Source organism: Aggregatibacter kilianii, from assembly GCF_003129965.1.
Classification (GTDB): Bacteria; Pseudomonadota; Gammaproteobacteria; order Enterobacterales; family Pasteurellaceae; genus Aggregatibacter; species Aggregatibacter kilianii_A.
On sequence record NZ_NRCJ01000018.1, the window covers coordinates 1 to 24,683 of the forward strand.

37 protein-coding genes are annotated in these 24,683 nt (G+C 46.3%); 4 read left to right on the forward strand and 33 right to left on the reverse strand.

Features of this window, described 5'->3' with window-relative positions:
- Window positions 1–30: 30 nt before the first annotated feature.
- The 27 genes from DK430_RS11685 to DK430_RS11800 all read right to left on the reverse strand — a co-directional run bounded on the left by DK430_RS11685 (window position 31) and on the right by DK430_RS11800 (window position 17,298).
- Window positions 31–231, reverse strand: coding sequence for a hypothetical protein (locus DK430_RS11685; RefSeq protein WP_109079237.1), 201 nt, complete (start codon window positions 229–231; stop codon window positions 31–33).
- The gene (locus tag DK430_RS11690; RefSeq protein WP_109079238.1) at window positions 224–982 is read right to left on the reverse strand and encodes a hypothetical protein; all 759 of its coding nucleotides are present in this window, start codon (window positions 980–982) and stop codon (window positions 224–226) included. Before DK430_RS11690 ends, DK430_RS11685 begins: the two co-directional genes overlap by 8 nt.
- A gap of 11 nt (window positions 983–993) precedes the next feature.
- Window positions 994–1,263: a DNA helicase UvrD gene (locus DK430_RS11695; RefSeq protein WP_109079239.1), complete on the reverse strand. Its 270-nt coding sequence runs from the start codon at window positions 1,261–1,263 to the stop codon at window positions 994–996.
- Window positions 1,256–1,630, reverse strand: a complete 375-nt coding sequence (locus DK430_RS11700) for a hypothetical protein (protein ID WP_109079240.1) — start codon at window positions 1,628–1,630, stop codon at window positions 1,256–1,258. Before DK430_RS11700 ends, DK430_RS11695 begins: the two co-directional genes overlap by 8 nt.
- Complete coding sequence (locus tag DK430_RS11705) at window positions 1,627–2,049, reverse strand: hypothetical protein (protein ID WP_109079241.1); 423 nt, start codon at window positions 2,047–2,049, stop codon at window positions 1,627–1,629. Before DK430_RS11705 ends, DK430_RS11700 begins: the two co-directional genes overlap by 4 nt.
- Entirely contained in the window at window positions 2,049–2,201 is a 153-nt protein-coding gene (locus DK430_RS13240; RefSeq protein WP_162616847.1) for a hypothetical protein, read from the reverse strand. Before DK430_RS13240 ends, DK430_RS11705 begins: the two co-directional genes overlap by 1 nt.
- Window positions 2,202–2,208: 7 nt before the next feature.
- A complete protein-coding gene (locus tag DK430_RS11710; protein WP_162616848.1) occupies window positions 2,209–2,562 on the reverse strand; it encodes a hypothetical protein in 354 nt (117 codons plus the stop codon).
- Window positions 2,559–3,179, reverse strand: coding sequence for a DUF4376 domain-containing protein (locus DK430_RS11715; RefSeq protein WP_109079243.1), 621 nt, complete (start codon window positions 3,177–3,179; stop codon window positions 2,559–2,561). The genes DK430_RS11710 and DK430_RS11715 overlap by 4 nt, the downstream gene beginning before the upstream one ends.
- A gap of 2 nt (window positions 3,180–3,181) precedes the next feature.
- Complete coding sequence (locus DK430_RS11720; RefSeq protein WP_109079244.1) at window positions 3,182–5,185, reverse strand: phage tail-collar fiber domain-containing protein; 2,004 nt, start codon at window positions 5,183–5,185, stop codon at window positions 3,182–3,184.
- Window positions 5,186–5,206: 21 nt separating this feature from the next.
- The gene (locus DK430_RS11725; RefSeq protein ID WP_109079245.1) at window positions 5,207–5,731 is read right to left on the reverse strand and encodes a phage tail protein; all 525 of its coding nucleotides are present in this window, start codon (window positions 5,729–5,731) and stop codon (window positions 5,207–5,209) included.
- Complete coding sequence (locus DK430_RS11730; protein WP_109079246.1) at window positions 5,728–6,897, reverse strand: baseplate J/gp47 family protein; 1,170 nt, start codon at window positions 6,895–6,897, stop codon at window positions 5,728–5,730. The genes DK430_RS11725 and DK430_RS11730 overlap by 4 nt, the downstream gene beginning before the upstream one ends.
- Window positions 6,890–7,228 carry a DUF2590 family protein gene (locus DK430_RS11735; RefSeq protein WP_109079247.1) on the reverse strand — a complete coding sequence of 113 codons (339 nt, stop codon included), beginning with the start codon at window positions 7,226–7,228 and terminating at the stop codon, window positions 6,890–6,892. The genes DK430_RS11730 and DK430_RS11735 overlap by 8 nt, the downstream gene beginning before the upstream one ends.
- Window positions 7,229–7,231: 3 nt before the next feature.
- Window positions 7,232–9,367, reverse strand: coding sequence for a phage tail tape measure protein (locus DK430_RS11740; protein ID WP_109079248.1), 2,136 nt, complete (start codon window positions 9,365–9,367; stop codon window positions 7,232–7,234).
- A 23-nt stretch (window positions 9,368–9,390) separates the two neighbouring features.
- A complete protein-coding gene (locus DK430_RS13425) occupies window positions 9,391–9,513 on the reverse strand; it encodes a DUF6890 family protein (protein ID WP_275425151.1) in 123 nt (40 codons plus the stop codon).
- A 56-nt stretch (window positions 9,514–9,569) separates the two neighbouring features.
- A complete protein-coding gene (locus DK430_RS11745; RefSeq protein WP_109079249.1) occupies window positions 9,570–9,881 on the reverse strand; it encodes a putative phage tail assembly chaperone in 312 nt (103 codons plus the stop codon).
- A gap of 21 nt (window positions 9,882–9,902) precedes the next feature.
- Window positions 9,903–10,109: an Rz1-like lysis system protein LysC gene (gene lysC, locus DK430_RS13475; protein WP_429696975.1), complete on the reverse strand. Its 207-nt coding sequence runs from the start codon at window positions 10,107–10,109 to the stop codon at window positions 9,903–9,905.
- Window positions 10,009–10,398, reverse strand: coding sequence for a hypothetical protein (locus DK430_RS11750; protein ID WP_109079250.1), 390 nt, complete (start codon window positions 10,396–10,398; stop codon window positions 10,009–10,011). Before DK430_RS11750 ends, lysC begins: the two co-directional genes overlap by 101 nt.
- Window positions 10,398–10,958, reverse strand: coding sequence for a lysozyme (locus DK430_RS11755; RefSeq protein WP_204352545.1), 561 nt, complete (start codon window positions 10,956–10,958; stop codon window positions 10,398–10,400). Before DK430_RS11755 ends, DK430_RS11750 begins: the two co-directional genes overlap by 1 nt.
- Window positions 10,945–11,208, reverse strand: a complete 264-nt coding sequence (locus DK430_RS11760; RefSeq protein WP_109079251.1) for an HP1 family phage holin — start codon at window positions 11,206–11,208, stop codon at window positions 10,945–10,947. The genes DK430_RS11755 and DK430_RS11760 overlap by 14 nt, the downstream gene beginning before the upstream one ends.
- Window positions 11,209–11,286: 78 nt before the next feature.
- Complete coding sequence (locus DK430_RS11765) at window positions 11,287–11,745, reverse strand: phage protein (RefSeq protein WP_109079252.1); 459 nt, start codon at window positions 11,743–11,745, stop codon at window positions 11,287–11,289.
- 3 nt (window positions 11,746–11,748) lie between these two features.
- Complete coding sequence (locus DK430_RS11770; protein ID WP_109079253.1) at window positions 11,749–12,882, reverse strand: DUF2586 domain-containing protein; 1,134 nt, start codon at window positions 12,880–12,882, stop codon at window positions 11,749–11,751.
- Window positions 12,883–12,905: 23 nt separating this feature from the next.
- The gene (locus DK430_RS11775) at window positions 12,906–13,628 is read right to left on the reverse strand and encodes a phage virion morphogenesis protein (protein ID WP_109079254.1); all 723 of its coding nucleotides are present in this window, start codon (window positions 13,626–13,628) and stop codon (window positions 12,906–12,908) included.
- Entirely contained in the window at window positions 13,597–14,109 is a 513-nt protein-coding gene (locus DK430_RS11780; RefSeq protein ID WP_109079255.1) for a phage tail protein, read from the reverse strand. Before DK430_RS11780 ends, DK430_RS11775 begins: the two co-directional genes overlap by 32 nt.
- The gene (locus DK430_RS11785; RefSeq protein ID WP_109079256.1) at window positions 14,097–14,549 is read right to left on the reverse strand and encodes a head completion/stabilization protein; all 453 of its coding nucleotides are present in this window, start codon (window positions 14,547–14,549) and stop codon (window positions 14,097–14,099) included. The genes DK430_RS11780 and DK430_RS11785 overlap by 13 nt, the downstream gene beginning before the upstream one ends.
- The gene (locus DK430_RS11790) at window positions 14,542–15,396 is read right to left on the reverse strand and encodes a phage terminase small subunit (protein ID WP_109079257.1); all 855 of its coding nucleotides are present in this window, start codon (window positions 15,394–15,396) and stop codon (window positions 14,542–14,544) included. Before DK430_RS11790 ends, DK430_RS11785 begins: the two co-directional genes overlap by 8 nt.
- A 5-nt stretch (window positions 15,397–15,401) precedes the next feature.
- Window positions 15,402–16,409, reverse strand: coding sequence for a phage major capsid protein, P2 family (locus DK430_RS11795; protein WP_109079258.1), 1,008 nt, complete (start codon window positions 16,407–16,409; stop codon window positions 15,402–15,404).
- Between the two features lie 4 nt (window positions 16,410–16,413).
- Window positions 16,414–17,298, reverse strand: coding sequence for a GPO family capsid scaffolding protein (locus DK430_RS11800; RefSeq protein ID WP_109079259.1), 885 nt, complete (start codon window positions 17,296–17,298; stop codon window positions 16,414–16,416).
- A gap of 195 nt (window positions 17,299–17,493) precedes the next feature.
- Here DK430_RS11800 and DK430_RS11805 point away from each other — a divergent pair, with 195 nt between their 5' ends.
- The 4 genes from DK430_RS11805 to DK430_RS11815 all read left to right on the forward strand — a co-directional run bounded on the left by DK430_RS11805 (window position 17,494) and on the right by DK430_RS11815 (window position 20,711).
- Complete coding sequence (locus DK430_RS11805) at window positions 17,494–19,308, forward strand: terminase large subunit domain-containing protein (RefSeq protein ID WP_109079260.1); 1,815 nt, start codon at window positions 17,494–17,496, stop codon at window positions 19,306–19,308.
- The gene (locus tag DK430_RS11810; RefSeq protein WP_109079261.1) at window positions 19,309–20,343 is read left to right on the forward strand and encodes a phage portal protein; all 1,035 of its coding nucleotides are present in this window, start codon (window positions 19,309–19,311) and stop codon (window positions 20,341–20,343) included.
- Between the two features lie 87 nt (window positions 20,344–20,430).
- Complete coding sequence (locus DK430_RS13385; protein ID WP_239496820.1) at window positions 20,431–20,577, forward strand: hypothetical protein; 147 nt, start codon at window positions 20,431–20,433, stop codon at window positions 20,575–20,577.
- A complete protein-coding gene (locus DK430_RS11815; RefSeq protein ID WP_239496819.1) occupies window positions 20,508–20,711 on the forward strand; it encodes an ogr/Delta-like zinc finger family protein in 204 nt (67 codons plus the stop codon). The genes DK430_RS13385 and DK430_RS11815 overlap by 70 nt, the downstream gene beginning before the upstream one ends.
- A gap of 12 nt (window positions 20,712–20,723) precedes the next feature.
- On the opposite strand, the gene DK430_RS11820 is transcribed toward DK430_RS11815, so the two are convergent.
- From DK430_RS11820 to DK430_RS11840, 6 genes are read right to left on the reverse strand one after another with little or no spacing between them, the layout of a single operon-like run.
- On the reverse strand, window positions 20,724–21,134 hold the full coding sequence (locus DK430_RS11820; RefSeq protein ID WP_109079263.1) for a type II toxin-antitoxin system HicB family antitoxin: 411 nt from the start codon (window positions 21,132–21,134) through the stop codon (window positions 20,724–20,726).
- Between the two features lie 60 nt (window positions 21,135–21,194).
- Entirely contained in the window at window positions 21,195–21,377 is a 183-nt protein-coding gene (locus DK430_RS11825; protein WP_109079264.1) for a type II toxin-antitoxin system HicA family toxin, read from the reverse strand.
- A 49-nt stretch (window positions 21,378–21,426) separates the two neighbouring features.
- On the reverse strand, window positions 21,427–21,555 hold the full coding sequence (locus tag DK430_RS13430) for a hypothetical protein (protein ID WP_275425152.1): 129 nt from the start codon (window positions 21,553–21,555) through the stop codon (window positions 21,427–21,429).
- Window positions 21,552–22,088, reverse strand: coding sequence for a phage N-6-adenine-methyltransferase (locus DK430_RS11830; RefSeq protein WP_109079265.1), 537 nt, complete (start codon window positions 22,086–22,088; stop codon window positions 21,552–21,554). Before DK430_RS11830 ends, DK430_RS13430 begins: the two co-directional genes overlap by 4 nt.
- Window positions 22,081–22,374, reverse strand: a complete 294-nt coding sequence (locus tag DK430_RS11835) for a hypothetical protein (RefSeq protein ID WP_109079266.1) — start codon at window positions 22,372–22,374, stop codon at window positions 22,081–22,083. Before DK430_RS11835 ends, DK430_RS11830 begins: the two co-directional genes overlap by 8 nt.
- A gap of 7 nt (window positions 22,375–22,381) precedes the next feature.
- On the reverse strand, window positions 22,382–24,643 hold the full coding sequence (locus DK430_RS11840; RefSeq protein ID WP_239496818.1) for a replication endonuclease: 2,262 nt from the start codon (window positions 24,641–24,643) through the stop codon (window positions 22,382–22,384).
- Window positions 24,644–24,683 lie beyond the last annotated feature (40 nt).

The window sequence follows — 24,683 nt, forward strand, 5'->3', positions numbered from 1 at the left end:
AGGTTTGAAACGGCTTACGCCGTTTGTGCCTTATATCTCCGCCCTGAAGGACGGAGTTTTACGGCACGTTGGATAAATCGGCGTGCCGTTCAAAGCTAGTTGCACGCTTGGATTGCGTTTGTTTTCCTGCTCCTGCTGTTGGCGCTCGCGCTCTTGCTGTTGTCGTTCAAGTTCCCGCCATGCCTGCATATCTTTTTCGAATTGTTTTTCCATTTGGCTTTTTTCAGTCATTTAGCATCCCTTTTATTGCGCTCAGGTCGCTTCCGATGTACATCACGCAAGCCGTGAACACGTTTTGCGCACTCGGCACGTTGATTTTTATTTTTGTTTCGGCGATCTCCAGTAGATCGCTTGCGGAAAACGCCTGCACCGTCACGACGGTTTTTAGCAATGTATCAACCAGTTTTTTATTTTCCGCTTCTCGCTCCGCTTTCATTTTTAAAAGATTTTTAATCACGGCGGACGGGTCGCCCGTTTTAATCGCATTGGCGCCCGCAATGGCATTACGAAGCACCGATTGCATAATGCGCCCCGATCCCGGTGTAATGTCCGCGCCATTGCCAAAAGCGGGGCTTGCGATAGTCGGGGTTTTCGTCATCTTGGTTTGTTGTAAGTCCTTACTTGATTTTGCGTAATCATAAGCCTGTTTAAAACACGGCTCGGGCAAAAGCACCCGCACTTTATCTAAATCCGCAATAAATTGTTCGATGCTCGGGCTTGTCACCATGATCGCGATCACGTCCTGCATTCCGCGCGGGCGGTTCGGGTCGCCGTAGTCGATCAGCTTTGCCGCTAACGCTTTAACGGCGTTTTCCGGAGATAAATAGCGGTTTGATTTTTCTTCGATGCCGTGGGTCCAGTTATGCACCCCGATTTTTGTGCCGGAAACAGATAGCGAAAAAGGGGAAATGATCCCCCTTTGTGCGTCATCAAGTGTTTTTTTGGCTTGCGGGGAGAGTTTTAATAATTGTTTTTTCCACATAGCCGCCCCGATTAAATTTGTGAAAATTCCTGCGGGTATTGTCTGCGCGTCACTTCGCTTTCGTATGCTTCTCGGCAGTGATTGCGATCAAAGAATAACCCGTTAATCAGCCGATATAACACGCGCCAACGCTTGCGCGGGTGCGGGACTAACATTGCGCCGCGATATGTGCGGCTTGAAAGGGTTTCGTCCGCCGCACCGCCGATCAGTGCATTAAAAAGCTGGTCGATGGCAATCACCACATGATAGCCCCATGTTTTCAGTTTTGTTTTTTTAATCATTGCTTGATTCTCCGATGTAAATTGCTTCGTAATATAGCTCTTTCAAAAGTCCTTTATTCGCCACGTTTTTGACGTTCATACGGATTTTAAATCCTGTGCGCGTGAGGTCGTAAATATTAAACACAAATGATGTTTGCGTTAGTGCGTTAAAAATCGGGTGCAACCGCACCAGAATTTTTTCATTCGGGAAGTTGGTTTTGAATGGTATTTCTGCGCGGGTGAACGGGTAGCCGTTGGTAAAATCAATCAACGAAAACGGGACTGCGCCGATTTCCGATTGTTTTTTGTCATTGCTCGGCAGGGTTTCTTTTATTTTATGCACTTCCTGCGCCACTGCTTCGATTGCTTGTTGTATTGGGTGCGTCATTCTGCCGTTCCCGTGCTTAAAATTTTCGTAATGCGTTCCGGCAACGCGGAAAAATCCAATGCGTCAACGGCAGACTGCAAGCCTGCAAGTTTAGTTAAAATCGCTTGACTGGCTAAGTCGTCTTTTGAGAGTTCGGCGAGGATTTTTTTAATTTCTGCCGCGACTTCCTGCAATGAGTCGAGTTCTTCCGGTGCGCCGTTAATCCACGCTTTTAATTTTTCATCGATGATTTTGCCGACTTCATTTTTATCCACGCCCGCGCTTTGTGGTGCGGTCAGAATTTCATTCAGCGCGGCAACTAGGTTTGATTTTGTGCCTGTGTCTAATTGCGACAAGTCGCCGATCAGCTTGCGCGTTTCAAAAGCGTGTTGCGCTAGCTGTTCAAAGGCTTTTTCGATTAGTTCTTTCGATGTTTTCATTATTTTGTTCCATTTTCGAGCCAAAACGCCACTAAATCGGGCAGGCTTTCTGCTATTTTTATTTCTTCGTTGATGATCAGCTGTCGCCCGATTTCGACGTCAACGATTATCTGGGCGTCTATGATAATATCTATATCAATACATTCGCTCATACTCCCCTCACTCTATGATTGGGTCAAACTCAATCGCGCCTTGCAATACCGTTTTAAATTTGTTGTCCGCCGTGATTAAGTGCAAATTGTATTCGGCAACAATTTTCGGGATTTCCCGCGTCATTGCGCGGGTGATTGGTATTTTTGCTAAATTGCCGTCATAAATCATAATCCCGCCGTTTTCGGTGGTTAGTTTTAGCAACGGCTCCGCGTCGGATTGGTTGCGCTTGACGACAAATAGCAACTTGCACCCGGTTAAATCATACGGCGTACCGTTGCGGTATCTAACTCGCGCGGTTACATCTACGTCATTCCCGCGCGGCATGACTAGATTTCTTATTCGTGGTATGATTTCGGTCATTTTTCCGCGTCCTCGCTTATGGCTTCAGCGTATGTTTGCGCCCAACCGATTGACCAATCATAATTCATCGGGTCTTCCGCTTGCTCTAATAAGACTTTGTGCATATAGGCGTTTTCAAACATCTTTTCTTTTAATGTTTTCACCGCGTCCCACACCGCCTTAAATTCTTCAAAATTAATAGTTTTTGCGCTGTTGTCGGCACAAATTAGCGTGTAAGTGTTGTCTTTGCCGTTTAAGTCAAAATCCGCTTTGATTTCGACTAACGTCGCGCGCCCCTTTTCGTCGCTATCTACCCATTTGCCAATGGCGGCGACGTATGTTCCTCCGTTAACACATTGATCACGCTTGGCGTTGATTTTGGCGCGGATGATGGCGCGTTGCTCGGCTAAAAGTGCGGTCTGGTTTTTCTTTAAAAGCGTCCAGCGTTGCCCGTTCCACGTGTAAAACTCGTTTTCGGGTGCTTCAACAAGCGTCATCTTGCCGTTTTTCTCAACTAGCCGCTTAGTGTCTAAATCTACGTCGTCCGCAACGTCGATTTCATGATATGCGTCTTTATCTTCTGGTTCCGGATAAATTACATATTCGTTTGTGTTTTCTTTTTTAAAAAATACCTTCATTTTTAACCTCCCAATAAAATCACTTTGCGAATCTCAATACCCCGTTCAAATGTAATATGCGTCCCGTTGCGCGTAACGTACGATACGGCAGAATAGTCTTTGTCCGCGTTTTCGCCGCCATATTCAATCCCTCCTATAAATGAGCCGTTACAGTGGGCGATTGATATGGTGCTAGTTAAAAGTCTGCCGCGATACATATACATAACAACCATTATCCCGCTATTCGTTCCCGCGTCTATTGTTAATCCGTTTTGTGCACCCATCCAAATTAATTTTTCATTGCGCACATCGTCTAAAAATGCAATTACGCCAGCTCTATCTTGCATCCAGATTTCGTATTTATCCTCGATCCAAAATTTCCATTGTTTGTTAAATAGTTCAAAGCGAGCTAATTTCCCGTCATTTCTGTTTATGTTTATCCCCGCTAAATTATTGTCTCCCTCTTTTACAAAAACGTAATCTTTCCCCCCGTGATGGAAGAAATCTCTTATCCAACCATACCCTTTAGTCCATATCTCGCCGCCATGCGTAAGTGTAAATGTGTGTTCTCTTCGATCTTGTGCGTATGTTGTACCCGGGGGGGTCGTCCAGATTCTTAGTTCGTCGGCATATCCTCCCACATCAACCGCTTCAAGTGTTACTTGCGGGTGAGAACCGTCCCAATTAATAAAATCGACTGATGACGCGTGATATGATTTGCTTTTCACCGCTAAATTTGCATGATTTCTTTCAGCTCTAAAGTGAGGCGCGACAAGATCGCCAGTCATCCAGTCGCCTGATTTTGATACTTTTCTGTTTGCGTTGTTATTTGCCTCTTCTGCGGTATTTTGCGCTTTATCAGCGGCGTTTTTTGCTTCGACGCCCTTGTCATACGCCGTCTTCACCGCCACACTGGTCGCTACGTCGTCCGCGCTGTTGCTGTCGATTGCGTTCGATTTTTTGCTGTTCGGAATGTAATTTGTCAGATTCCGCGTGATCGCGTCGATAAAGGCTTTCAGGGTTTTGATTGCCTTCGGCGTGGCGGCTAAGTCCTCGGAGTCAGAATCATAACCGGAATACAATTTAGCGATCCCGCGTTTAATCAGGCTCGCCAACGGCAAACGGTGCGTATGTCCGCGCTTGTCGGCTTTGTTCGGCGTGGTGTCGTCCAAGTCTAGCGGGTTGATGCCCAAAAACGGCGACAACAATCGGCGGTCGGTTACGACGCCGTTGCGGTCAATGTCCGCCAAAATTTGCACATAGTGCGGGCGGTTTGCGGTGTCCGTGTAGTCCGCTTTGCTGACTTTTAAAAATTTGAGTTCGGTTTCATACGCGCCCGTGACGGTGCAATGATGCACCACGTCTAAATAAATTGAGCACGGCAAATTTGCGGCATTGATTGTTTCAAGTGCGGTCATATTGGCGCGCACACCCTCAACATACGCCACACCCGGTTCAATGGTGTAATCATTGCCGCTTTTTCTTTTAACTAAAAAGCTGTCATCAAAAAACACCGCGCGCCCGTATAAATCACGGTTGGTTAAGCGGATCTTTTCGTCGATTCCGTGCAAACGCACGGTAAAATCAATCTGCCACGTTTGCGCGGTCACATTGATATTTGTCAAGGCTTTCGCGCCCGTAAACTCCAGTAACACGTTGCGCGTGATGCTGTTGCCCTGCACGTTGTTTTTGTTGCGTGTTTTTTTGACTGGCGTCGTCTGGATTGCCACGGCAAGCATATTTTTCGACTTGTTCACCAAGCCAATAAAATTAAAATCAAAATCGCCGACTTCCGTTCCAATGGTGACGGAATACACCACGGCATTTTCATTAATGACGCCGCTTTGTGACACTGCCTGACGGTGCACAATGTGCGCCGCCTGCGGCATGGTTAAATGATTTTTTAAGTTATCGGCAGTCAAGCCGGGGATATTTGCAAAAACAAATTCATCAAAAACGACCGTGCTTTTCGCGGCTGTTTGCTGTGCGATGTATTGTTCAAATTGCGGAGTGATTAAACTTGCCATAAAACACCTTTTTAATTGTCATTATTGGTATTTGATATAAAAACTTTGATAGTCGTGCTCAAATTCGCCGTGGTGAATTGTCACTGTTTCCGCCGTGATCACGTCGAACGTATAGCGGCGACAAGTGCGCCCATATTTGCGGATAATTAAATTCAGTAAGTCGATATTTTTCGCCAGTTGCTTGTCGGTTAACCTGATTTTGATCACGTCCCAATTTTCTAAATCGAAACGTTCTTCCAACTCCACATAGCCAATGCCTAAACGATCAAAAATACGAATAAACCCCGCTTTGCTTCCGGCGTCCTTGGCGTTGATAAAGGCATATTTGACGCGCTTGCGGAAAAGCTCCAACGGCTCATTTTCGAACCGTTCGACGTCGCGCTGATACGCAATCAAATTCAAAATGCGCTCACTGCATTTTTCTTCGTCTAAAATTTCAAACGGAAATTTGACCGCACTTTGTACGTAGTCCCACCACTTGCCGAACAAGGCGGCGATTTTCGCAAGCTCGCCCTTATCCATCCAAAACGGTAATTTAATGATCATCGTTGCACGCTCACGGTTAAGCGCGAAATGCGCGGAATAGAAAGATCACTTTGAATATCCGTCTGCCCCCAAACAATCGAATCAATCTCATTGAATCGGTCGTGGATTTCCTCGCCCAATTTCGACCAAGAGAAACGGCTGAACGGGTAGGTTTTCGTCACGCTGTAATTATTGTTTTCGCGGAATGCACACCGAATCATATTTTCCACTGCCAGCACGATTTCCGCCTTGCGCGTGTCGCCGATGGCTTGCGACGGGCGGAAATACACACCGCACGTGATCACGTGTTGCGTTTCCGGCATCGCAAAGCAGATCAAATCATCGCCGTGCCCGTGGTTGCCCTCGGTTTGTACGTAATGATTCACTTTGTCGATAAAGGGCTGACTGGTCACGCCTGTGTCAAGTAATAAATACGCGTTGGCTGTGCCCGGTCCACGCGGGGCGTCATGTTTAAAATAAATGCGGTCAACGGATAAGCCCGCCACTTTGGCGATCATCCCTTTGTAAACGCTGTCAATGTGATGTTGCCCAACACTGGAAAACTGGGTGCGATAGCGTTCGCGTAATTCTTCGTTGCTTTCTCGGTCGGAACCCGGGGCGGTCAGCCAGTCGTCTTTGTTTTCAACGGATCGCACGCCCGCGATGTTTTCCGGTAAAATGCGGTAATAGCCCGCCGCCAAGTTATAATCCGCGCCCGCATTTTCCGCAATCACGGGCACAGGGGCGGAAAGCGTGCCTTTCGGAATCGGCGTATCTTGCGTCACAATCAGTCGAAAAATCACGTCGTTAATGCGTTCAGTTTGCACCACGGTTCCCGCTTTGATCGTTAATTCGGTAAGTTCGCTTTCTTTCGTGAAGTGGATCACGCCTTCCGCTTTAGTGGCTTGTTTAAAATCGATGCCCACTGCCCACGCGTGAAGCTGTAACCACTTTTCTTTTGCGGTTTTTACAAACAGATTCGGCAAGATTTCGCCGATTAAATGATCCGTAAGCCATTTCACGGGTTTAACCGCAATCGCGGTGATCAGTCGCCAAAACGGCGACATTTTGGATGTATTGGTAACAAGGTTTTCTTGCGCGGTTAATTCCTCGAATTTTTGACGGATCTGCACTTCTTCCACAGGCAAGCCCGTTTCAGCCAGCATTTGTTTAAAATCTTCAGCCATTTAATTGGATCCCCATGTTGTCAATTTTGCCGAAATCGTAAGTTTCGGCGGTCAAACGTAACCGCCCCTGACTTTCGTCATCAATAAAAATCGTGCCGGGAATCAGTCGTTCGTCTTCTTCTACCAGTAACACGATTTGCAAAATAATATCGCGCCGTAAAATGCGGCTTCTTTCAGCGATCAACAACGTCGCCAAGCCGCTTTCTAAAATGGCGTGCTTGATGTCCTGCGCGATGGAAACGCGGTTATCACAGATCATCGGCTGATTGCCGCTATCCAGTGTTAAATCCTCGCCATTAATCCACAGATCCAAATACCGTTTTTCAGCCATTTATCACCCCGCCGCCAGTTGTTGTTTATCGCGCAAATACTGTTCGAACTGTTGCGGATCGTTAGCGTTAATCGTGATTCCACCGTAAATCTTCAGAGATTTATCGGTGGTTTGATTTTGCGAAACGGTTTTGCTTATTGTGCCGGGTTGCATTTGCGTTAGTTTTGGTTGTGCCGATTGCGGCAATTGTAAAATTTGCCCGCTTTGCGGTTGGGCGGTCGCGCCATTCGCCAGATTCGGCAATGACATCGCCGCGCCTGCAATGCCCGCGACACCCTGCATTCCGCCTAGGCTTCCGCCTTGCGGTGTTTGCATGGTCGCGATAAGCGGGATCTCAATGCCGATTAAGCCGCTGATTTTGTTCGCTTGGGTAATTAACCAGTTGAGCATATCAATAAACATTTTTTTGATTCCGCCCGTCACAGTGTTAAAAATATCCAGTAAACCGCCGAACAGGGCGCCGAAAATCTGCACGGGGTCGCCGTTTTGCCACCCTTGAACCACGCCTTGCCATGTGCTAATCAGAATATCCGCGACGCTAACAAAAATATCTGCCACATTGGCGATCTGTGTCGCGATTAACTCAATGACGCCGATAATTAAATTCATCGCCGTGGACACCGCCACGCCAAGATCAACGCCGAATTGTTGGAAACTATATGCGGAAGTTGATGCGCCCGTGAATAACGCGATAATGCGCCCGATTGCCTCGCCCACTTTTTTGATCGCACCCCAAACAAGGTTAAATGCGTTAAATAGCGGATCGAACGACACGCCCACGGCTTTAAATCCCGCGATAAAGCCGCCGACGAAATCGGCAACCTGCGCGCGGAATTTGTAAATCAACACGCCAAGCCCCACAATTAACGCCACCACGGCGCCGATAGGACCCAAGATCGCACTAAAGGCGATACCGATTGCGGCAATAACGCCGCTCATTAATGTGATCGCGGCAGTCAGCCCCGTAAAGCCAAGCAATGCGCCCACCACATAGCCGATCCATCTTGCAATGTTTTTATAAGTGCGAAGCCATTTCACGAACTCTTGCCCCATATCGGCGATCCGGTTCGTAATCGGTTCAAGTTTTGCAAGAATCTGTGTGCCGATGGCGATTTTGATATTTTGGAAAATCGACTGGAAGCGCATCCAAGAATCCGTCACGGTTTTTGAAATTGCCATGGCTTCATCAAGGGATTTCATTCCGTCTATTTCATCAATATCGGTTTTTAACGTATCTAGTTTAGGTAAAAGTGTAGAAATCATTTCTACCGCGTCTTTTGTACCGAAGGCATCTTGTAATTCTTTCAATGCTTTCGACTTGCCTTTTAAGTCGCCGTACTTGCCTTTTATTTTTTCCAGAATATTCACAACCGGAAGCATTTTCCCTTGTGAATCCAGGAATGAAAGCCCTAATTTATCTTGCGCTTTGACGGCTGTTTTTAGGAATGCGGCGTATTTTGTCCCCGCAAGTCCGCCCTCGAACACATTTTGCAAGTTGCCGATTACGGCTAATTGCTCGGCGGATTTAATCCCGTGTGCTGTTGCTGACGATCCCAAATTAGTGTAAGCCTGCATCAGGGATTCGCCCGATGATTTGAATTTATTCGCGGTGACGGTGGCTTGTGCGGCGATTTGTTCGACCCACTTTTCTTTCCCGATTTTCGCGGCTTCATCGCCAAAAATGCCGTATAACTGGGAAATATACGAACCCATGGCTTTGACGTCGGAACCGGTGGCTTTGGCAAGAATATTCGAACTCTTAGAAAATGCGATTAGCTCGCTGTCGGTCAGCCCGTCGATTGCGCGGGCGATCTCGTTTGTGGAATTGACGACATCTGTCGCGGCGCCGCCGTAAGTTGCGCTAAAATCTAGGGCGAAATCGGTGATTTTGTTTAGCCCCGCTTCTTCTCTGCCCGTGGCTTTGATTTCGTTTAAAGCGCGGTTAAAGTCAATGGCGGGATCTAATGCGGCTTTGAGTGACGCGCCGGCGGCAACGACACCCGCCGCGCCGAAAGTAATTTTGCGCATGGCTTTTTCGCCACGGTTGCCCAAGTCATCAATAGACTTCATGACGCCCTTAAGGGGCGCGGAAATTTGATCCGTAAGGCTGATGATATACTCAAGTCCCTGAACTGCCATGCGTAAAACTCAAAAAAGAAAGGTTAAAAACATTTTGCGATGCCGCTTGCCACGGCGTCGGCTAAATTCTCAAAATACTGGTTATTTAACCAGATAGCGCGGGCAAGATTGATCTCGCTGTTGTCGTCGTGCGGTAAGTAGTGCATTCGAAGCGCAATAGCTTGTGATAAGCCGTTGCGCTTGATTGCTTCTACCCGCGACGTTAGTTTTTTACAGTGATTTCGATTTCCGGCACCAACACTTTATTGACGGTTCCGGCAATTTTTAGCGCAAGCCCCGGAACGTTGATGATGCTTAATAATTCATCACGTTGGGCGCGCTCAACGATTGCCAATAAATAATCTTTGATCGGCGTGATTTTGTTGCCTGATTCGATTTCGTTAATCATCGAATCGTATGCGGCGGCGTCTTTTGTGAATGTAAATTCAGCACCTTGAATTTCAATGGTGACGGTGCTTTTCGCGCCTGCGGTCAATTTTTCAAGTAATGATTGAGCGGTGTTTTTTTCGGTCATTTTGTAGTTTCCTTATTGTTTCTACTGGTTGTTAAAATCGGTAATGCATTTTTGCGTCGATTGCTGTGCGATTAAGCAAATATCAATCATATCCAACGCGTTATTTAAACTTTGTACTAATTGCCCGTTAGTGCGTGTGCGGGTTTTGATTGCCTTGCATTCGGTTGTTTGCGGGCAAATTAACCGCACTTTTGCCGGGGGCGGCGTTGCGTTGTTCGAACAGGCGATTAATGTCATCAGGCACGCGCTGACTAGTCCAAGTTTGATTTTGTTCATGTGTTAAAACCTCGTCTAATTGTGCTTGACGACTTTGCGCCAATTCGTTTAATTCGTTCAGTTGCGCCGATAATGCGGCGGCTTGTAACTGGTAATTCGCCAACATTGCCACATTTCGCGCGTTGGCTTGGCTGACACTGACTAACTCGGCGGATTTGGCTTGCAACTCGTTTTTGTAATGTTGCGAAAAGCCCATTACGACCCACAACAAGCCCAATAAAACGGCGATGATATAAGGCATTATTTATCCTCCAAACCAAGGCATAAGCGGCGTTCTTGTTCGCGACGGACGACCAAGCCTTTTAATACCCTGCCGCCTGCGCGGTTAAAATCCCCGATGCGTAAACACATCAAGTTAAACTGTTCCGCTTGCGCTAACTTATAAAGCGTGGTCGGCACGCGTTTTCCTTTCGCTTGGCTGTAAAACGTGCGGGCGTTTTCGCACCCGATGTTAAACACTAACGACGTCATTGCGTCGAACTGGTTTTGATTCAGCTTCGCGCCTTTAAAATACCTATTTACACAGGTTTCGGCGGTTTTCAGGTTACGCCGTAAATCAAGCACCACTTGTTCCATGGTGATTTTTTTATTTGGATCTACGCCGTGCGTATTGCCGACGCCGTTCGTCCATTTGTCCGCCGCGCATTTGTACGGGGTCAATGCACAATTTTCGGCGTTTGTGACCAATGCCACGCCCTTTTCACTGGTGCGGGTTTCTAAGCCCTCTGGGGCTTGCTGTGACACATACAACGCAATCACCGCGCCCACGGCACAATAAATCATCTTTTTACGCAAGCTCATTGACGGGCACTCCGTGTTTGACTGCGTCGATTTTTGCCATCAACATTCGATAGCTTGCTTCGCGTTCTTTTGCGATAATTTCGCGCTCTTTCACTTCCATTTCTTTTTTATATTTTTTGTAGGTGATCACGACGGAGATCGCGCCGAATAAAATACCTGCAAGGCTTGCCCAATCGCTCAACGCCAACCCCGAAAAAAACGCGACCACAGAACCGATAAACGGCACGGATTCTTGCAATCTGTGAAACATAATGATTCCTTGAAAAATAGTTAGAAAAACGACCGCACTTTATTATTATTGTTATCGGCGGTCGCTCCTCTAAAACCGCTAACCGATAAGATCGCGGGTGTCGCTTGCGGACAAGTACGGCACGCCGTTAATCTTGACGAAATCCGGGGACGTTACGAAATATTTGATTTTTTTCGTGGCTTTCGCACCGCCTTTCGGATCGATGTTGATAATATCGGTCAAAATCAGTTTATTGCCGAAAGATTCCACTTTGTCGCGCACGCCGCCGCGTTGGGCAAAGTACACGAAATCCGTTTCCGGGATGTCGCGGTAACTGCCCGCCGATGCGGCGACTTCGGATAATTTCGCGAAGTTTTTGGAATCCAGTTCGATTTCACCTTCTGCCATCACGTCGCCAGATACCCAACCGTCAGGGATTCCGCGTGTTTGTGCCACGGCGGAATTGTCGGTAATGCTTAAACTGACGCTTTCCGCGTGGATCGGCTCGCCCAACATATAAAAGTCGAACGACATTCCGCTGATTCTTTCTGTGCTCATTGATTAATCTCCCAAGGTTTCCAAATCTAAGAAAATGTTCACGGTGATTTCTTTCGGGCAATCGTACGGGCGAACTTTGATGTAAATCGCCACTTTGGTTTTTGATTTCCAAACGATTTCAATATCGCCCTCTTTCGGCGGCATACATTCGCCCGGGAAAGTTTTGCCCGCGATGGTCGCCGATTTGCTCATTTCGCGTAAAACCGCCGTGAAATAAGTCTTGTGATATTCTGTGCTTGCGCTTGTTGAGTTAAACGACCGATCGCCGATTTTTGCGATGGCTTGCAAGCGGATTCGGCGCGCGGCTTTGTCAACGATTCGCACATATTCGATCACTTGGTAATCACCGCCTTCGGCGTCTAATGTGCGACCGTCCGCCCAATAATAGCCGTCATAATCGGGATACCACATCGGAACGGAGTAACGCGCCATTTCTAACGCTTTCAAGTGCGCCAGTGTGATTTCCGCGCCGTCTTTGTCTTTCGGTTTTTCCGCACTGCCTAAATCCAACAATGCACCGGTTTGTACGCGGCACGGGGAATCCGCGATGGTGACCGCACGATTCGCCAAGCGCCCCGCAATAACGCCCGCTTCGTTGCCGAACAATGACGGCACTAACATGACGTGTTCGGCGACTAGGGTTTGTTGTAACGTGGTTAATTTCGCCACGTACTGATCCCATGTTTCGCCGTCCGATTGGTCGGTGTTAATCGGTTCAATGGCTTGGATAAAAAATGTTCTGCGTCCCAACTTCGCCAAAAGTTCGGCGTAAGTTTGCTGTAATTTATTGATTTTTTCTTTGTCGATGCCTGTCGTATAGGTATTGACACAATATTCAAAAGACGCGGTGCGATTGGCTTCCAGAACGACTTTTGGAAAATCATAATCATCCTGGCTTGCGATGTACGCATAAGCGAACCAGTTTTGTCCGGCGTTTAACATTGCCGCTTTGACGTGTTTTTTTAGTGAGCTGTCGGCAGTGCCGAAAACTTTATCTAAATCGCTGTCCGGTGTAAGTGCGGTTAGTTTTCCGACGTTTTCCGTGCCTACGCCGACGAATAACGCCAAGCGCTCGATTTCTTTCGTTTCGCCGCTCAAAAGATTGAGGGCGTTAATTTGGACTGATGGAAATGCCATTGATAAATCCTCGTTTATTTTTGTTATTGTTGACGGATTCCGTTTTCAAAGACTTTTAATAGTTCTTTGGTGACGATCTCGGCGTTGCGTTGTTCGCTTTCGTCCAAGAACGGACGCGCCGCCATTTTGTACGACTTCAACCCTCGGCGCGTGTTAATGCCTTGCTTTTTCTCAAGCATTCTGATGATTAATCCCGCTTGCCCCTGTGACATCGTGGATCGAATGCTTTTGCTTGTGGCTCTTTTGCGCTTCAACCTGCCATTTTTACCGCGCTTTGCGGTGGCTTCGGTGTAGCCCAATTCTTTCAACCGCTTCGCCTGTTTGGCTGTTGCGGGCTGTTTGTTTTGTTCAAGTAGTTTTTTTAATGCGGCTTTTTCTTTTGCCGTTTGCCCGGTGGGCACGGTTAAGCCTTTTTGATGCACTGCCCCGATTTCGCCGCCTGCGCGGTCGGCGTAGTGTAATCGCCCCGAATTGCCTTGATTCTCAACTTTTGAATTCAGGTATTTCGCGCGATATTTCAGCATTTTATTTTTTCGCGCGGATTTTTCTTGCCGCTTGCGTGGTTGCCACGCTTTGCCGTCCGGTGTGCGTTGGGCACTGACGTTCTTTTTCGCGCCGTCTTTCAGCCGCCATAAAACCTTTTGCATGACTTTTTGACGCTGTTGCGGACTTAACCGCAAATACATCAACGTGCGCTTAACGCGCGCCACGCTGTCAGATTTGGGCTGAAATGCTATTTGGGTCATTGATTACGTCCGTTTCGATCTCAATTTCCTGTGCGGTCAGAATTTCGATTTCGTCCAAGCGGTAGCTTGCGCCGTCGATTTCCAACCGTCCCGCCGAATCTTTGACGGCGGTGAGCGGCTCTTGAAACGCGATGGTAAACGTGAGATCCGCCAGTTCGTCGCTGATCATTTCAATGTCAAAATCTGTTTCATACTGATCCAATACGTCGCGCATTAGGTCGTTATCGTTAAGCCAGATTTGCACCCATGCCATTAAATAATCAGGGCGGATTTCCACAAACGGGAATTCGTTAAAAAACAGCACGGCGTCGTAACTGATATGCGCAATTTCTACGCCTTCGTCCGTGACCTGTTTTCCTTGATTAATCAATTTCCCGTTTTCAATCCAAGATTCGAAATTAGCTTGGTAGCGTTTCGGCAGTTTACCCAAGAGAAAATCAGTCAACTGTTGATAAAGCATTTTTCGCTTTAGATTAGCCATACCGATCCCCGTCGCTTGCCTTTTAGCGTGCGAATCGCGTGGGTTGCTTCCGCTAACAGGCTCTTTTGTTCGTCCGCATATTCGCGGTTAGTGTGAATTTCACGGCTCGAAAGCACGTTGAATTCCGGCAATAACTCGGCTTTGGCGCGCGCAAATACTGCTTTTTTATACAGTGTTTCCGCGTAATTTTCGCCGTTTATGCGGTCGGTGCTGATGTCCGCCGCGCGGTTAATGCCTTGTCCTTTGTAGTCTTGTTCTACGCCTTGCAAGTCGATATTCACGCCCTGCATGGCGGCGATTAATACCGATTTCAGCATTTCGTTCGGTATCTGCAACGGGATCGCCCGTTGCTTTTGAAACTCGGCGATCTCAATATCAGACCAAAAGCCGCTATTGCTGATCGTCGTGTCGTCATATTCTTGCGTTCTGCCGTTAAACATTCGCGCCCCCGTTCTTGCTTTCCGAATTTGCGGAAAGAGGGTCGGCACGAAGTTTTTCAACGACTAGCGAAAAATCAATTTCCTGCGTTTCCAAGCTAAGACCGACCTCTAGGGGGGAATCCGTTCCTGCGTCCTTGTATAATTTCGCAAGGCGCATTTGACACCGCTCAATGAGCGATTTAACACCCGCTTTCGGGTTAAGCTGGAATGCGCGGTTACACAATTTCACCGCTAATTCCAAGCGTTCGGGGTCGTCCATGCTCGCTGCATGGACTTTCCCTTGTTTGTTTCGTAACAGTAATGCGGCGGCTAATTTCAGCCATTTCGCCGTAACGGCTTCGTGAAGTTGCCACTGGGTCGCCACGTTTTGCAAAGTTTGCGAAAAATAGGGTTCGACTGAATAGCCTGCACTTGCTGTTTTGTCCGTCCAATCATAAATTTGATTAGCGACGAAAGTCGGTAACGTAGATTTAAAACGCTCCGGAAGCGATTGGTTCTGCTTGATAGCAAGATCAGCCAATCTAAGGGCAGTATCAAAATCACCGACATCGAAAGAATAAATAATGCAATAAGCCAAATAATCATTCTGATATACGATTCCTTTTGCCAGATAGTCATCAACAAACGGCAACCATTTCGGCAAAAATACGTTGCGTTTGTATTCCGCTTTTTGCTCAAAATTTGGGAACGCGCGCACTTTGTTGACGTCATTAGTCAATGCGATGCAAAGCACGTCGTAATCCGTGCCGTGCTGTTGCACGGTCGCGGATTGTGCCGCCGAATCGACCGCACTTTTTTCGATTTGCTGTAACGCCCGCATTTGCGCCTGAAATTCACGCATTCCCATTTTGATTAAGCCTCTTTATCCAGCTTCACTTTGCTGTGATCGATTGCCGTCATCAATCCTAAATCTTCAATGACGTAGCCTTCTTGTCGATAGTAGGAATTGACGATACCTTTTTTGTCTTCATCGTTTCGCAATGAGCGACGCACGCTTTTTGTTTGTGTATATACACTTAAATTTTTCAGCGTGGTGACAACTGCACCGCGTGCCGGGAAGTTCGGCGGGGTAATGGCGTTCATGCCGCCGAAAGATCCCATTAAGTTATGGGAACCTAACGCCGCTTTTTCGGTTGGGGTTAGTCCGTGTTGTTTTTGGATCAGCTTGGTTTCTTTGCTTACCAAGTCCGCACCCACTAAGAACACCAAATCATTTCGATCTCGGTGGCGTTGATGTAAGCCTTGTTTCAAGTCATACGCCAGATCGTCTAAGCTGGCATAGTCCGCACCATCGCCGAAAATTTTAATTTTGCCCGTGGTTGCGCCTTGGGTTAAAAAGTTTTCGGATTTTTGTTCGGCTAACAGTTTTAACCAACCTTTGTTTACGTCGGATAAGTCTGCTTTCACGGTGTCTTCCGCCACGGATTGACCGTGCCAGCCGATTTGCAAAATATCTAGTGCAATTTGCGTTTGCACAAATTCTGCGTACAGGATTTCTAAGCCGTCTTTGTGGCGGGCAAAATTGTCAAACATTTCCCATGGGATCAAAACGCCCGAATCGGTTTCGTTTAATTCATAGCCGAATTGGTCGTGGCTTAATGTTGCCAAATAACGACCTTGTTTTTTCCGTCCGGTAATGCCTTTTTCATTTGCACCAAGTAATTTTTTGCCTTTAATGTCGGTCACTTGGAACATATTAATTTGTTTCAGAAACTCTGAGCGTTGTTGGATGTTGTCGCCAAGTTCTGATGCTTGCGGCGGCTCAAGGCTAAAACTTTCACCGCGTAAAACAGATTCAACCGGAACTTTGTAATAACTAGCAACGGCAGCGGCGAATGCGTAATATTTCTGCATATCCATAGAATTAAATACCTTTAGTTAATTTAAACTCATGCGAACCGTCGGCGGCGGGTAAACCGTTCGGAATCGAGGTCGCTTCTTTTGTTAATGCGCTGAATTGTTCTTTCAGTGCATTGAAATCAGCTTGTAATTGATTAAATTTTTCTGCCGTTACGGTTTCACCTTCTTTTGGCTCTTTCGGTTCTTCCGGCACGCCTTCAGGTTTAGTTTGGGCGGAAAAATGGCTTTCAATTTTCGTACTCAAACTGTTGAATGCGCCGATCAGTTGTGAAAACTGCTCATTGGTCATTGTGGTTTCCTCTTTGTTATTGTTGTTATCGGATTTCGGGGTTTCTTCCGGCGCGGGTTTGCCCTCGGCGGAAAAAGAAAAGAATTGTTTAAACGCGGCGAATAGTGTGTTTTTCGCTTTTTCTTCTGCGTTCTCGGTGTCGCTCAATGCAAAATCGAATTTGACAAATTCGCCTGCCTGTGCGGTTTTTGGTAGGTTGTTGCTAAATAGCTCTAGTTTGGTTGTGCCAACGCTTGCCGGGGTGTCGGTAATACCCAAGCCGAATAAATAGCATTTTCCGGTATTGCGGAAATTCGGCATAATTTCGACGCTCGAAAATAGCCCCATGCCATAAGTATTCATATCAATTAAGCGGGCGTTAGGTGCGATGACAGCGTAAAGTTTCGTTTCGCCGCCTTCTTCTCTTGCTTCCAATTCCAACACTTCGCCCATGCTCATCCAACTACGATCATGATCGAACCATAACAACGCGGCATAGTATTCGCGATCGTAGGTATCCGCCATTTCGTGCAATTCTTGCGGCGTGATCTGGCGACCGTCCACCGTGTGCCCCGAAGTGGCGATACAAATAAAATCTGTTCTGAGTTTGCTATTTTTCATTGTTAAAAAATGCCTGTGGTTAATTAATTGCGGCTAGTTTTATGCAAAAAATCGCAAAAATCACGCACCTGAAATTGGATATATTCGGATATAGCGCGGAAATCCTGTATATCCGTCCATATCTCTTTTTGTGTGGGTTAAATCGTTGTTTTTAACTGACAAAATACGCCAAAAACAACAACACATAAGGCAAACATGACGGAATCAAAGCTAAGAATTAGAAAAACAAAACGCTATGACGACGAAGTGATCTATGCGGCAAAATTTTTGTATTTGAAACAGTACACGCCGAAAGAGATTGCGGCGGAATTGGGGCTGAACAGTGCACGCCCCGTTTATTATTGGGCGGAAAAATATCAATGGCGCAATTTGGTCAGCGAAAGCGGGATCGAAGAATTGATCACGGTGCGCATTATTACGCTGACGGAACGGGAAAATAAAAGCGATCAGGAAATCAAGGAACTGGAAGCCCTGATCGATAAAGATCTGCAATATAAAAAGCAACGGGCGGCGACGGTTGCCAAGGCGAAAAGTGCGGTCGAAATGCGCGACGTTTCGGCTGGCGGTTCCGGCGGATTTGCCGACAGCGGCGACGGGCAGGAACGCAAGCGTAAAGGCAACGTAAAAAATGACATTTCGCACATCACGCCCGAAATGTGTCAGCCGTTTATCGATAGTCTGTTCGGCTATCAAAAGCACTTGCGCAACAACAAGCACCACGACATCCGCAATCTTTTAAAATCGCGCCAGATCGGGGCAACCTATTATTTCAGCTTTGAAGCCTTGGAAGACGCGATTTTCACGGGCGACAATCAGATCTTTTTGTCTGCGTCGAAACGCCAAGCGGAAATCTTTAAAACGTACATCATCAAAATGGCTCGGCAATACTTTAACGTTGAGTTAAAAGGCAATCCGATCATTTTGAGCAACGGCGCGGAACTGCATTTTTTATCGACCAACAAAAACACTTCGCAAGGTAATAGCGGGCACGTTTACGGCGACGAATACGCATGGTTACGGGATTTTCAACGTTTCAATGATGTGGCGTCGGCGATGGCAACGCACGCGAAATGGCGGGAAACGTACTTTACTACGCCATCGTCTAAATTTCATGAATCTTATGCGTTCTGGTCGGGCGAAAGCTGGAAAGAAGGCGATCCGAAACGTAAAAACGTGATTTTCCCGACATTCGACGAAATGCGCGACGGCGGGCGGTTGTGCCCGGATGGGCAGTGGCGATACGTCGTGACAATCGAAGACGCACTAAAAGGCGGCGCGGATACCCTCTTTAATATCGAAAAACTGAAACTGCGCTATAACAAATACGCGTTTAATCAGCTTTATATGTGTGTATGGATAGACGACGCGGATTCCATTTTCACTATCAAAGAACTGCTAAAATGTAGCGTGGACGCTACAAAATGGAAAGATTTTGACCCCAAAGCCGATCGCCCGTTTGGCAATCGTGAAGTATGGGGCGGGTATGACCCGGCGCAAACAGGGGACGGCGCAAGTTTTGTTATCGTCGCTCCGCCCGCTATTGAAGGCGAAATTTATCGCGTGTTGGCGCGGTATCAGTGGAACGGCTTATCTTATCGTTATCAAGCGAATCAAATTAAGCAACTGTTTGAAAAATACAATATGACTTACATCGGCATAGACGCGACAGGGGTCGGGCTTGCGGTGTATGAAAACATCAAAGAATTTGCGCGGCGTGCGGCGACGCCAATCGTCTATAACCCCGATAGTAAATCCGAAATGGTGCTAAAAGTGCATGATTTGGTTGAGCATAACCGCCTGCAATGGGATCAAAATGAACTCGACATTGTGCCTAGTTTTTTGATGATTAAGCACCAATCCACAAAATCAGGCAATACGATGACATTTACCGCCGAACGCACCGTAAAAACGCAACACGCCGATGTATTTTTTGCAATCTGCAACGCGATTAATCGCAAATCTTTAACCGACAAACCACGCCGACAAGGGCGCGGATGGAGAATAAACTAAATGAAAAAAGCAAGCCAAAAACCGAAAAATCCTGATGCCAAAAGTTTTTCCATCATTCCGATTCACGACCGCACTTTTTCCATTAGTCCCGCGCCTGCGCTGGACTATATGGGGGTCAGTTACGATACACAATATAACTGCTATATGCCGCCGATTAATCGCTATGCGCTCGCCCGTTTGCCGCATCAAAACGCGCAACACGGCGGCATTTTGCATAGTCGTTCGAACATGGTTAGCGCGGGCTATTTGGGCGGAAAAGCCCTCTCCCGCATGGATATGCGCGCGCTATGCCTTAATCTGATTCAGTTCGGCGACGTGGGGCTGTTAAAAATCCGCAACGGCTTTGGGCAAGTGGTGCGCCTGCACGTGCTTTCGTCCCTTTATTTGCGCCGTAAACGCGACGGTGGTTATTCCTATTTGATGAAAAAAAGCCTGTACGATTCGGCGCAAGAAATCTACGAATACGCGGAAAAAGACATTATTTTTATTAAGTTATACGACCCGATGCAACAAATTTACGGCTCCCCCGACTACGTGGGCGGCATTCAATCGGCGTTACTCAATTCTGACGCCACCGTGTTTCGCCGTCGTTATTTTAGCAACGGCGCGCACATGGGCTTTATTTTGTATTCGACCGACCCCGACTTGACGGAGGAAATGGAAGACGAGATCGCTAAAAAGATCGCTGATTCGAAGGGCGTCGGAAACTTTAAATCCATGTTTGTCAACATTGCGGGCGGACACCCGGACGGGTTGAAAGTGATCCCGATTGGCGACACTGGCACGAAAGACGAATTTGCCAACATTAAAAACATTTCGGCGCAAGACGTGCTAACCGCCCACCGATTCCCGCCCGGCTTAGGCGGCATTATCCCGACCAACACGGGCGGACTGGGCGACCCGCTGAAATATCGCGAAACGTATCAAAACGACGAAATTCAGCCATTACAAGAGATTATCGCCGAAACCATCAACAACGATCCGGAAATCGGCGCGGGGCTGAAAGTCAAGTTCAAAAGCGCGGAAAATGTTTAAAAAATGTTGCTTAAAAATTGGGTGGTGATATGTATTTATATACAGATCTTTGATAAAATTTATCCCACATAATAACAAGGGGAATCAATGACAAAATGGCAAGAACAACAGATATTTATTGCAAAATCTGTAAACAAAAAGCAGTTATCAGACGTACTGAACGGATCCACAGTGAATTTAGTCGGTTGTATTGCGATTGTCGAAATCCCGCTTGCCGTCATAAATTTGTCATGAATCTCGAATTTAGTCACTCTACATCGTCCAGTTTAATGACAAAAGATCAGCTTTTAGCACTGACATTAAGCCAACTTTCGGAAGACGACAAAGACAAAATCAGGAAATTATTGAATGAAGAAAAAGCCGCGTAATAGCGGCTTTTTTTATGCGGTTAATAGTGCATTTGTAGCGGCTTTCGCCAAAAAGTTACTGCGGTTTTTATATTCCGGATGACTTGCCACATAACGATCAATGCGGCTAATTAATAATTTAGGCAGTGTCACGTTGATTTTTTCCGCTTTGCCCATTAATTGCGTTAAATCTACATCGACAAGCGCAAAAGTAAAACCTGCATATTCTTCTTCATTTCCGACATAGCTTTCTAAATCGCTTGGCAGTGGCACTTCCTCACCGTCTTCAATTAATCCTTCGATGTGAAATGCAATTGCTTCTTGTGCGTTTCTAAAGGCTTCCTCTAAGGTATCGCCCGCTGAAAAACAACCGGGTATATCTGGCACAATCACGCCGTAAGCGTGATCCTGATCGCCTTTTTCGATTCCGACTGGGTATAGCATTATATATCTCCGTTATAAATTAAAACTTTAATCTATTTTTATATCTTTAATCAAGGGGGCTTATTTAAGCCCCGCTTGTTTTAATATTGAATTTACTGTTTTTATCGGTAAATCCTTTCGCGGGTGCGGGACTGTAACCCGTCCCGCTTTGGTTTCATGTTTGAACTGATGATGACTGCCTTTTGTTGCCACAAGAAACCAACCGTCTTTTTTGAGTTTTTTTATTACCGTTTCACTATCCACCTTTTTTAACCTCTTTTGTTTTAGTTGGGGTTATTATAACTCCGAAAAATTAAATTGCAAGCATTTTAGAGTTATTGGGGTTATTTTTTTCATCTTTTTTATTTTTATCCGGCAACGGTGGCAAGTCATAACCTCCCTTGCGATAGGGCGGGATGTGTTTAAAGGGTTGGTAAATCATGCCGCTTTTAACTCCATTTGTTGCACACCTTTTTCTTTCATCTCATGCAATGACACATAAGAGGATTTCAAACACCCGTAAGGGGTTTTCGGCTCAAACAATACCAACATTTGCGGCTTGTTGTTTTGGTCGGTTTCTTTTCCGGTGTCGCTATTGATAAACGGGATCCGTCCGTTGGTGATATACACGATTTCTTTCGCGTTACGGATGCACATATCAAACCATTTTGTAGAGGTATCCACATTCAGCAACATAACCACGGTTTTATTGTGTAGCACGCTTTGTTGTATGGCGCGCAACACAAAGGGCAACGGGTTACTATATGGCGGATTCATCCAGCAATATTTCCCGTTCCAGTCAGTTTTGAGGGTGTCTTGTTCCGGACTGATAAAGTTTTTCACTTTGGCATTATGCGGCAATGCGCAAGTGTCTAAATCAAAGCGGATTTGCCAATAAAATTCGGCATAGTGAAATCCCCATAATGGCGTAGCCCATAAGTCTTTTATGTTTTTTGGTGTGTTGGATTTAATCATTTTCTGTTACCCACTGATTCAATTTTTGAAAAGATATGAAGTAGTGCTGTTTATTATGTTGCGTATTGTTTTCACAAAATGCTAACCACGCCTTTAATTCACCTTTAATTTGTTTTTTTGTTGTGTTATCTAAACAATGCCAATATTTCTTAATTAAAACGACGCTTCTTCCCACTTGATAATTTTTTGATTTTAATCCCCGGCGAAACAACGCTAATAAAAATTCGTTTAATTCTTTTCGCTCAATCAAAACAAATTGGGCTAATTCATCAATATAAAATTCCATATTTCCCCTAGCTTATGCTTAAATTTCTCAAATTCGACAAATGCGACGGTTCTCCGATTTGGTCTAAAATCAGGGGTTCGCGCTTGATTGTCATAATCGGTTCATCGTTGATGATTTCGATGCTTCTTATCCGGTCTAAAACTAACTTATTATTGTTTATTAAATAATCAATTTGTTCCGGTTGCGGTCTAAAATGCGTCGGCTCCAACAATGATTTTATTTTTTTTGTCAGTTCCGCCCGTTTTTCGGCGGTTACAGTTACTGACACAAGTCCAAGGCGGGCGATGCCCGCTTTTTTATTAGCCTCGCCCCGCTCGGTTGGGCGCTTTTTAATCGTCCATTTCTTGATCCGGCTAATGACTGATTTAAAACTGATTACATTTTTTACCCCCTTAATTTTCTTTTGCATTTCGCCGAAGCGATTTTCCTTTGTTTGTTCATAATCTAATTTGATGGCTTGATCTTTACGGCTTGCCAAGGCGCCGCCTTGGATTTGCAAATAGCTCGCAAAGCACGGCGTATCGGCACAGATTCGCGCTTTTTCGATCAGCTCGTCGTCACATTGCCCGGCAACTAAACGGCGTAATTCACGCCAAACGGACACAGACGCGCCGCCGTAAAATTGGAATTGACGGATGCCCCACAGGCTCGCCCATGCGCGCACGCGTTTCGCGTTATCACGCAAGGAAAGATTCGGGTTTTCGTCGGATTTTTCATCTTTCAGCGCAAAGCCGTCGATGTTTTTCGAAATGTATTTCGCGATGTAAGCGGTGGCACTGCCTTTCGATTTGTCGCATTCTTCCACTTTACAACGGTGTTTTTTTGCGCCCTGTTCGTCGCCGTCGATTTCCAGCGCTTTAATTTTGAATAATCTGATGGCTTCCGCTTTGTGTTCGGATTTGACGTAAACCAATAAATGCCAGTGCGGCGTTGCGTCGTGATGCGGTTCAGCGACGCGCATTCCGTACATTTTGATGTCGCGTTTGGCTAATAACGCGCGGTATTGTTGCCAGACGGTGTTTAAGTAGGCTTGCGTTTCGCGCGGGCTGTTGCCCTGCCATTTTTTATTGTTCTCGCCGTGGCTGTGGGTAGCATGAAATGACGATGGTGCAGTAAGTGTTAAAAATAGGGCTTCGTTGCCGTTTTCTTCCGCCCACTCTTCCAAACCGCGCAAGCGCAACATCATTTCTTGACGGCGCAAAGCGGGGTTAGACGATGATTTCAAAAACATATCAAATAGTTCGGCTTGTTCTTCCGGGTTATCCACGTTTTCGACGATCATCGCTTTTAGATAGTCGTAATTTTTCTTGATTTGGTTTTGCCAGTTGATGAAGCCTTGATATGACACATAACTATTTGCCTGTTTGCGCACTTCGCCGCACGCAATGGCGATATGCTCAATAATGCGCTTTTGCGTGGTTTTCATCGTGTAAAACCAATATTTTTCATCGGCAACTTTGCATAGTGCGACGTCGATGCGCTCCATCTTGATTTTTTTATCTTCGCAATAGCGCGCCCAATGCGGGATCTCAAACCCGATGGCTTCACAGGCTAGCCCGCATTGTTTATATAGCTTCATGATGATGCTATCGGATTGCACTTTGTCGTATTGCTTGCCGTCTTTTGCGTACACCTCGATAAAATCCTGTTGCTTAAGCTGAAATGCGTATGCCAACTCATACGCCATGCTTTTTAATTTCGCTTCGGTCAATAAATAAAACGGAAAATTGGCGTCCTGCGCCTGTTTCTTGCCGTACTTGTCAAAAAGTGCGGTCGTTTTTTGGGTTAAATGATTGCCCGCGTGTTCGGCGCGGGTCGGCACGGTAACAAAACGCTGTTGCTGTGCGATTTCGGTTTTTAAATCAAGCAACCAGTTCGGTGAGGATTTAAACGCATGAAGAAATGAAACGTTGATTTTGTAACGGCTGAAAACCTTTTTTAAACGAATATTTAGCGTTTCGCGTAGCCATAAGTTCGCGGCGCGTTGTTGCACGTTGCCCGCCTGAAACGCTATGGAGCCATCGTCTTTAATGCTGTGATATTGTTTTAAATAAAGTTTTCGGAAATGCTCGCGCTGACGCTCGCGCGGCAGTTGGGCTATGACTTTCTCAACATAGCTATAGCTATTCGGCACGGTGTCGAATAGCTCAAGTTGTAATTCGGTTTTGCGATCAGAATCGGCAAAAGCGCGGTATTTTTTTACCGCACTTTGTGCAATCACCGGCGCCGCTTCCGGCGCGGATTCTTGTTTTAAGATTGCTTGATTCATGATCTGCCCTAATGATTAGCCGCACTTTTTATCGTGCGGC

Coding starts and splice junctions, on each gene's coding strand:
- DK430_RS11685 (WP_109079237.1), bottom strand. CDS start 231: ATGACTGAAAAAAGCCAAATGGAAAAACAATTCGAAAAAGATATGCAG.
- DK430_RS11690 (WP_109079238.1), bottom strand. CDS start 982: ATGTGGAAAAAACAATTATTAAAACTCTCCCCGCAAGCCAAAAAAACA.
- DK430_RS11695 (WP_109079239.1), bottom strand. CDS start 1,263: ATGATTAAAAAAACAAAACTGAAAACATGGGGCTATCATGTGGTGATT.
- DK430_RS11700 (WP_109079240.1), bottom strand. CDS start 1,630: ATGACGCACCCAATACAACAAGCAATCGAAGCAGTGGCGCAGGAAGTG.
- DK430_RS11705 (WP_109079241.1), bottom strand. CDS start 2,049: ATGAAAACATCGAAAGAACTAATCGAAAAAGCCTTTGAACAGCTAGCG.
- DK430_RS13240 (WP_162616847.1), bottom strand. CDS start 2,201: ATGAGCGAATGTATTGATATAGATATTATCATAGACGCCCAGATAATC.
- DK430_RS11710 (WP_162616848.1), bottom strand. CDS start 2,562: ATGACCGAAATCATACCACGAATAAGAAATCTAGTCATGCCGCGCGGG.
- DK430_RS11715 (WP_109079243.1), bottom strand. CDS start 3,179: ATGAAGGTATTTTTTAAAAAAGAAAACACAAACGAATATGTAATTTAT.
- DK430_RS11720 (WP_109079244.1), bottom strand. CDS start 5,185: ATGGCAAGTTTAATCACTCCGCAATTTGAACAATACATCGCACAGCAA.
- DK430_RS11725 (WP_109079245.1), bottom strand. CDS start 5,731: ATGATCATTAAATTACCGTTTTGGATGGATAAGGGCGAGCTTGCGAAA.
- DK430_RS11730 (WP_109079246.1), bottom strand. CDS start 6,897: ATGGCTGAAGATTTTAAACAAATGCTGGCTGAAACGGGCTTGCCTGTG.
- DK430_RS11735 (WP_109079247.1), bottom strand. CDS start 7,228: ATGGCTGAAAAACGGTATTTGGATCTGTGGATTAATGGCGAGGATTTA.
- DK430_RS11740 (WP_109079248.1), bottom strand. CDS start 9,367: ATGGCAGTTCAGGGACTTGAGTATATCATCAGCCTTACGGATCAAATT.
- DK430_RS13425 (WP_275425151.1), bottom strand. CDS start 9,513: ATGCACTACTTACCGCACGACGACAACAGCGAGATCAATCTTGCCCGC.
- DK430_RS11745 (WP_109079249.1), bottom strand. CDS start 9,881: ATGACCGAAAAAAACACCGCTCAATCATTACTTGAAAAATTGACCGCA.
- DK430_RS11750 (WP_109079250.1), bottom strand. CDS start 10,398: ATGCCTTATATCATCGCCGTTTTATTGGGCTTGTTGTGGGTCGTAATG.
- DK430_RS11755 (WP_204352545.1), bottom strand. CDS start 10,958: ATGAGCTTGCGTAAAAAGATGATTTATTGTGCCGTGGGCGCGGTGATT.
- DK430_RS11760 (WP_109079251.1), bottom strand. CDS start 11,208: ATGTTTCACAGATTGCAAGAATCCGTGCCGTTTATCGGTTCTGTGGTC.
- DK430_RS11765 (WP_109079252.1), bottom strand. CDS start 11,745: ATGAGCACAGAAAGAATCAGCGGAATGTCGTTCGACTTTTATATGTTG.
- DK430_RS11770 (WP_109079253.1), bottom strand. CDS start 12,882: ATGGCATTTCCATCAGTCCAAATTAACGCCCTCAATCTTTTGAGCGGC.
- DK430_RS11775 (WP_109079254.1), bottom strand. CDS start 13,628: ATGACCCAAATAGCATTTCAGCCCAAATCTGACAGCGTGGCGCGCGTT.
- DK430_RS11780 (WP_109079255.1), bottom strand. CDS start 14,109: ATGGCTAATCTAAAGCGAAAAATGCTTTATCAACAGTTGACTGATTTT.
- DK430_RS11785 (WP_109079256.1), bottom strand. CDS start 14,549: ATGTTTAACGGCAGAACGCAAGAATATGACGACACGACGATCAGCAAT.
- DK430_RS11790 (WP_109079257.1), bottom strand. CDS start 15,396: ATGGGAATGCGTGAATTTCAGGCGCAAATGCGGGCGTTACAGCAAATC.
- DK430_RS11795 (WP_109079258.1), bottom strand. CDS start 16,409: ATGGATATGCAGAAATATTACGCATTCGCCGCTGCCGTTGCTAGTTAT.
- DK430_RS11800 (WP_109079259.1), bottom strand. CDS start 17,298: ATGAAAAATAGCAAACTCAGAACAGATTTTATTTGTATCGCCACTTCG.
- DK430_RS11805 (WP_109079260.1), top strand. CDS start 17,494: ATGACGGAATCAAAGCTAAGAATTAGAAAAACAAAACGCTATGACGAC.
- DK430_RS11810 (WP_109079261.1), top strand. CDS start 19,309: ATGAAAAAAGCAAGCCAAAAACCGAAAAATCCTGATGCCAAAAGTTTT.
- DK430_RS13385 (WP_239496820.1), top strand. CDS start 20,431: ATGACAAAATGGCAAGAACAACAGATATTTATTGCAAAATCTGTAAAC.
- DK430_RS11820 (WP_109079263.1), bottom strand. CDS start 21,134: ATGCTATACCCAGTCGGAATCGAAAAAGGCGATCAGGATCACGCTTAC.
- DK430_RS13430 (WP_275425152.1), bottom strand. CDS start 21,555: ATGATTTACCAACCCTTTAAACACATCCCGCCCTATCGCAAGGGAGGT.
- DK430_RS11830 (WP_109079265.1), bottom strand. CDS start 22,088: ATGATTAAATCCAACACACCAAAAAACATAAAAGACTTATGGGCTACG.
- DK430_RS11835 (WP_109079266.1), bottom strand. CDS start 22,374: ATGGAATTTTATATTGATGAATTAGCCCAATTTGTTTTGATTGAGCGA.
- DK430_RS11840 (WP_239496818.1), bottom strand. CDS start 24,643: ATGAATCAAGCAATCTTAAAACAAGAATCCGCGCCGGAAGCGGCGCCG.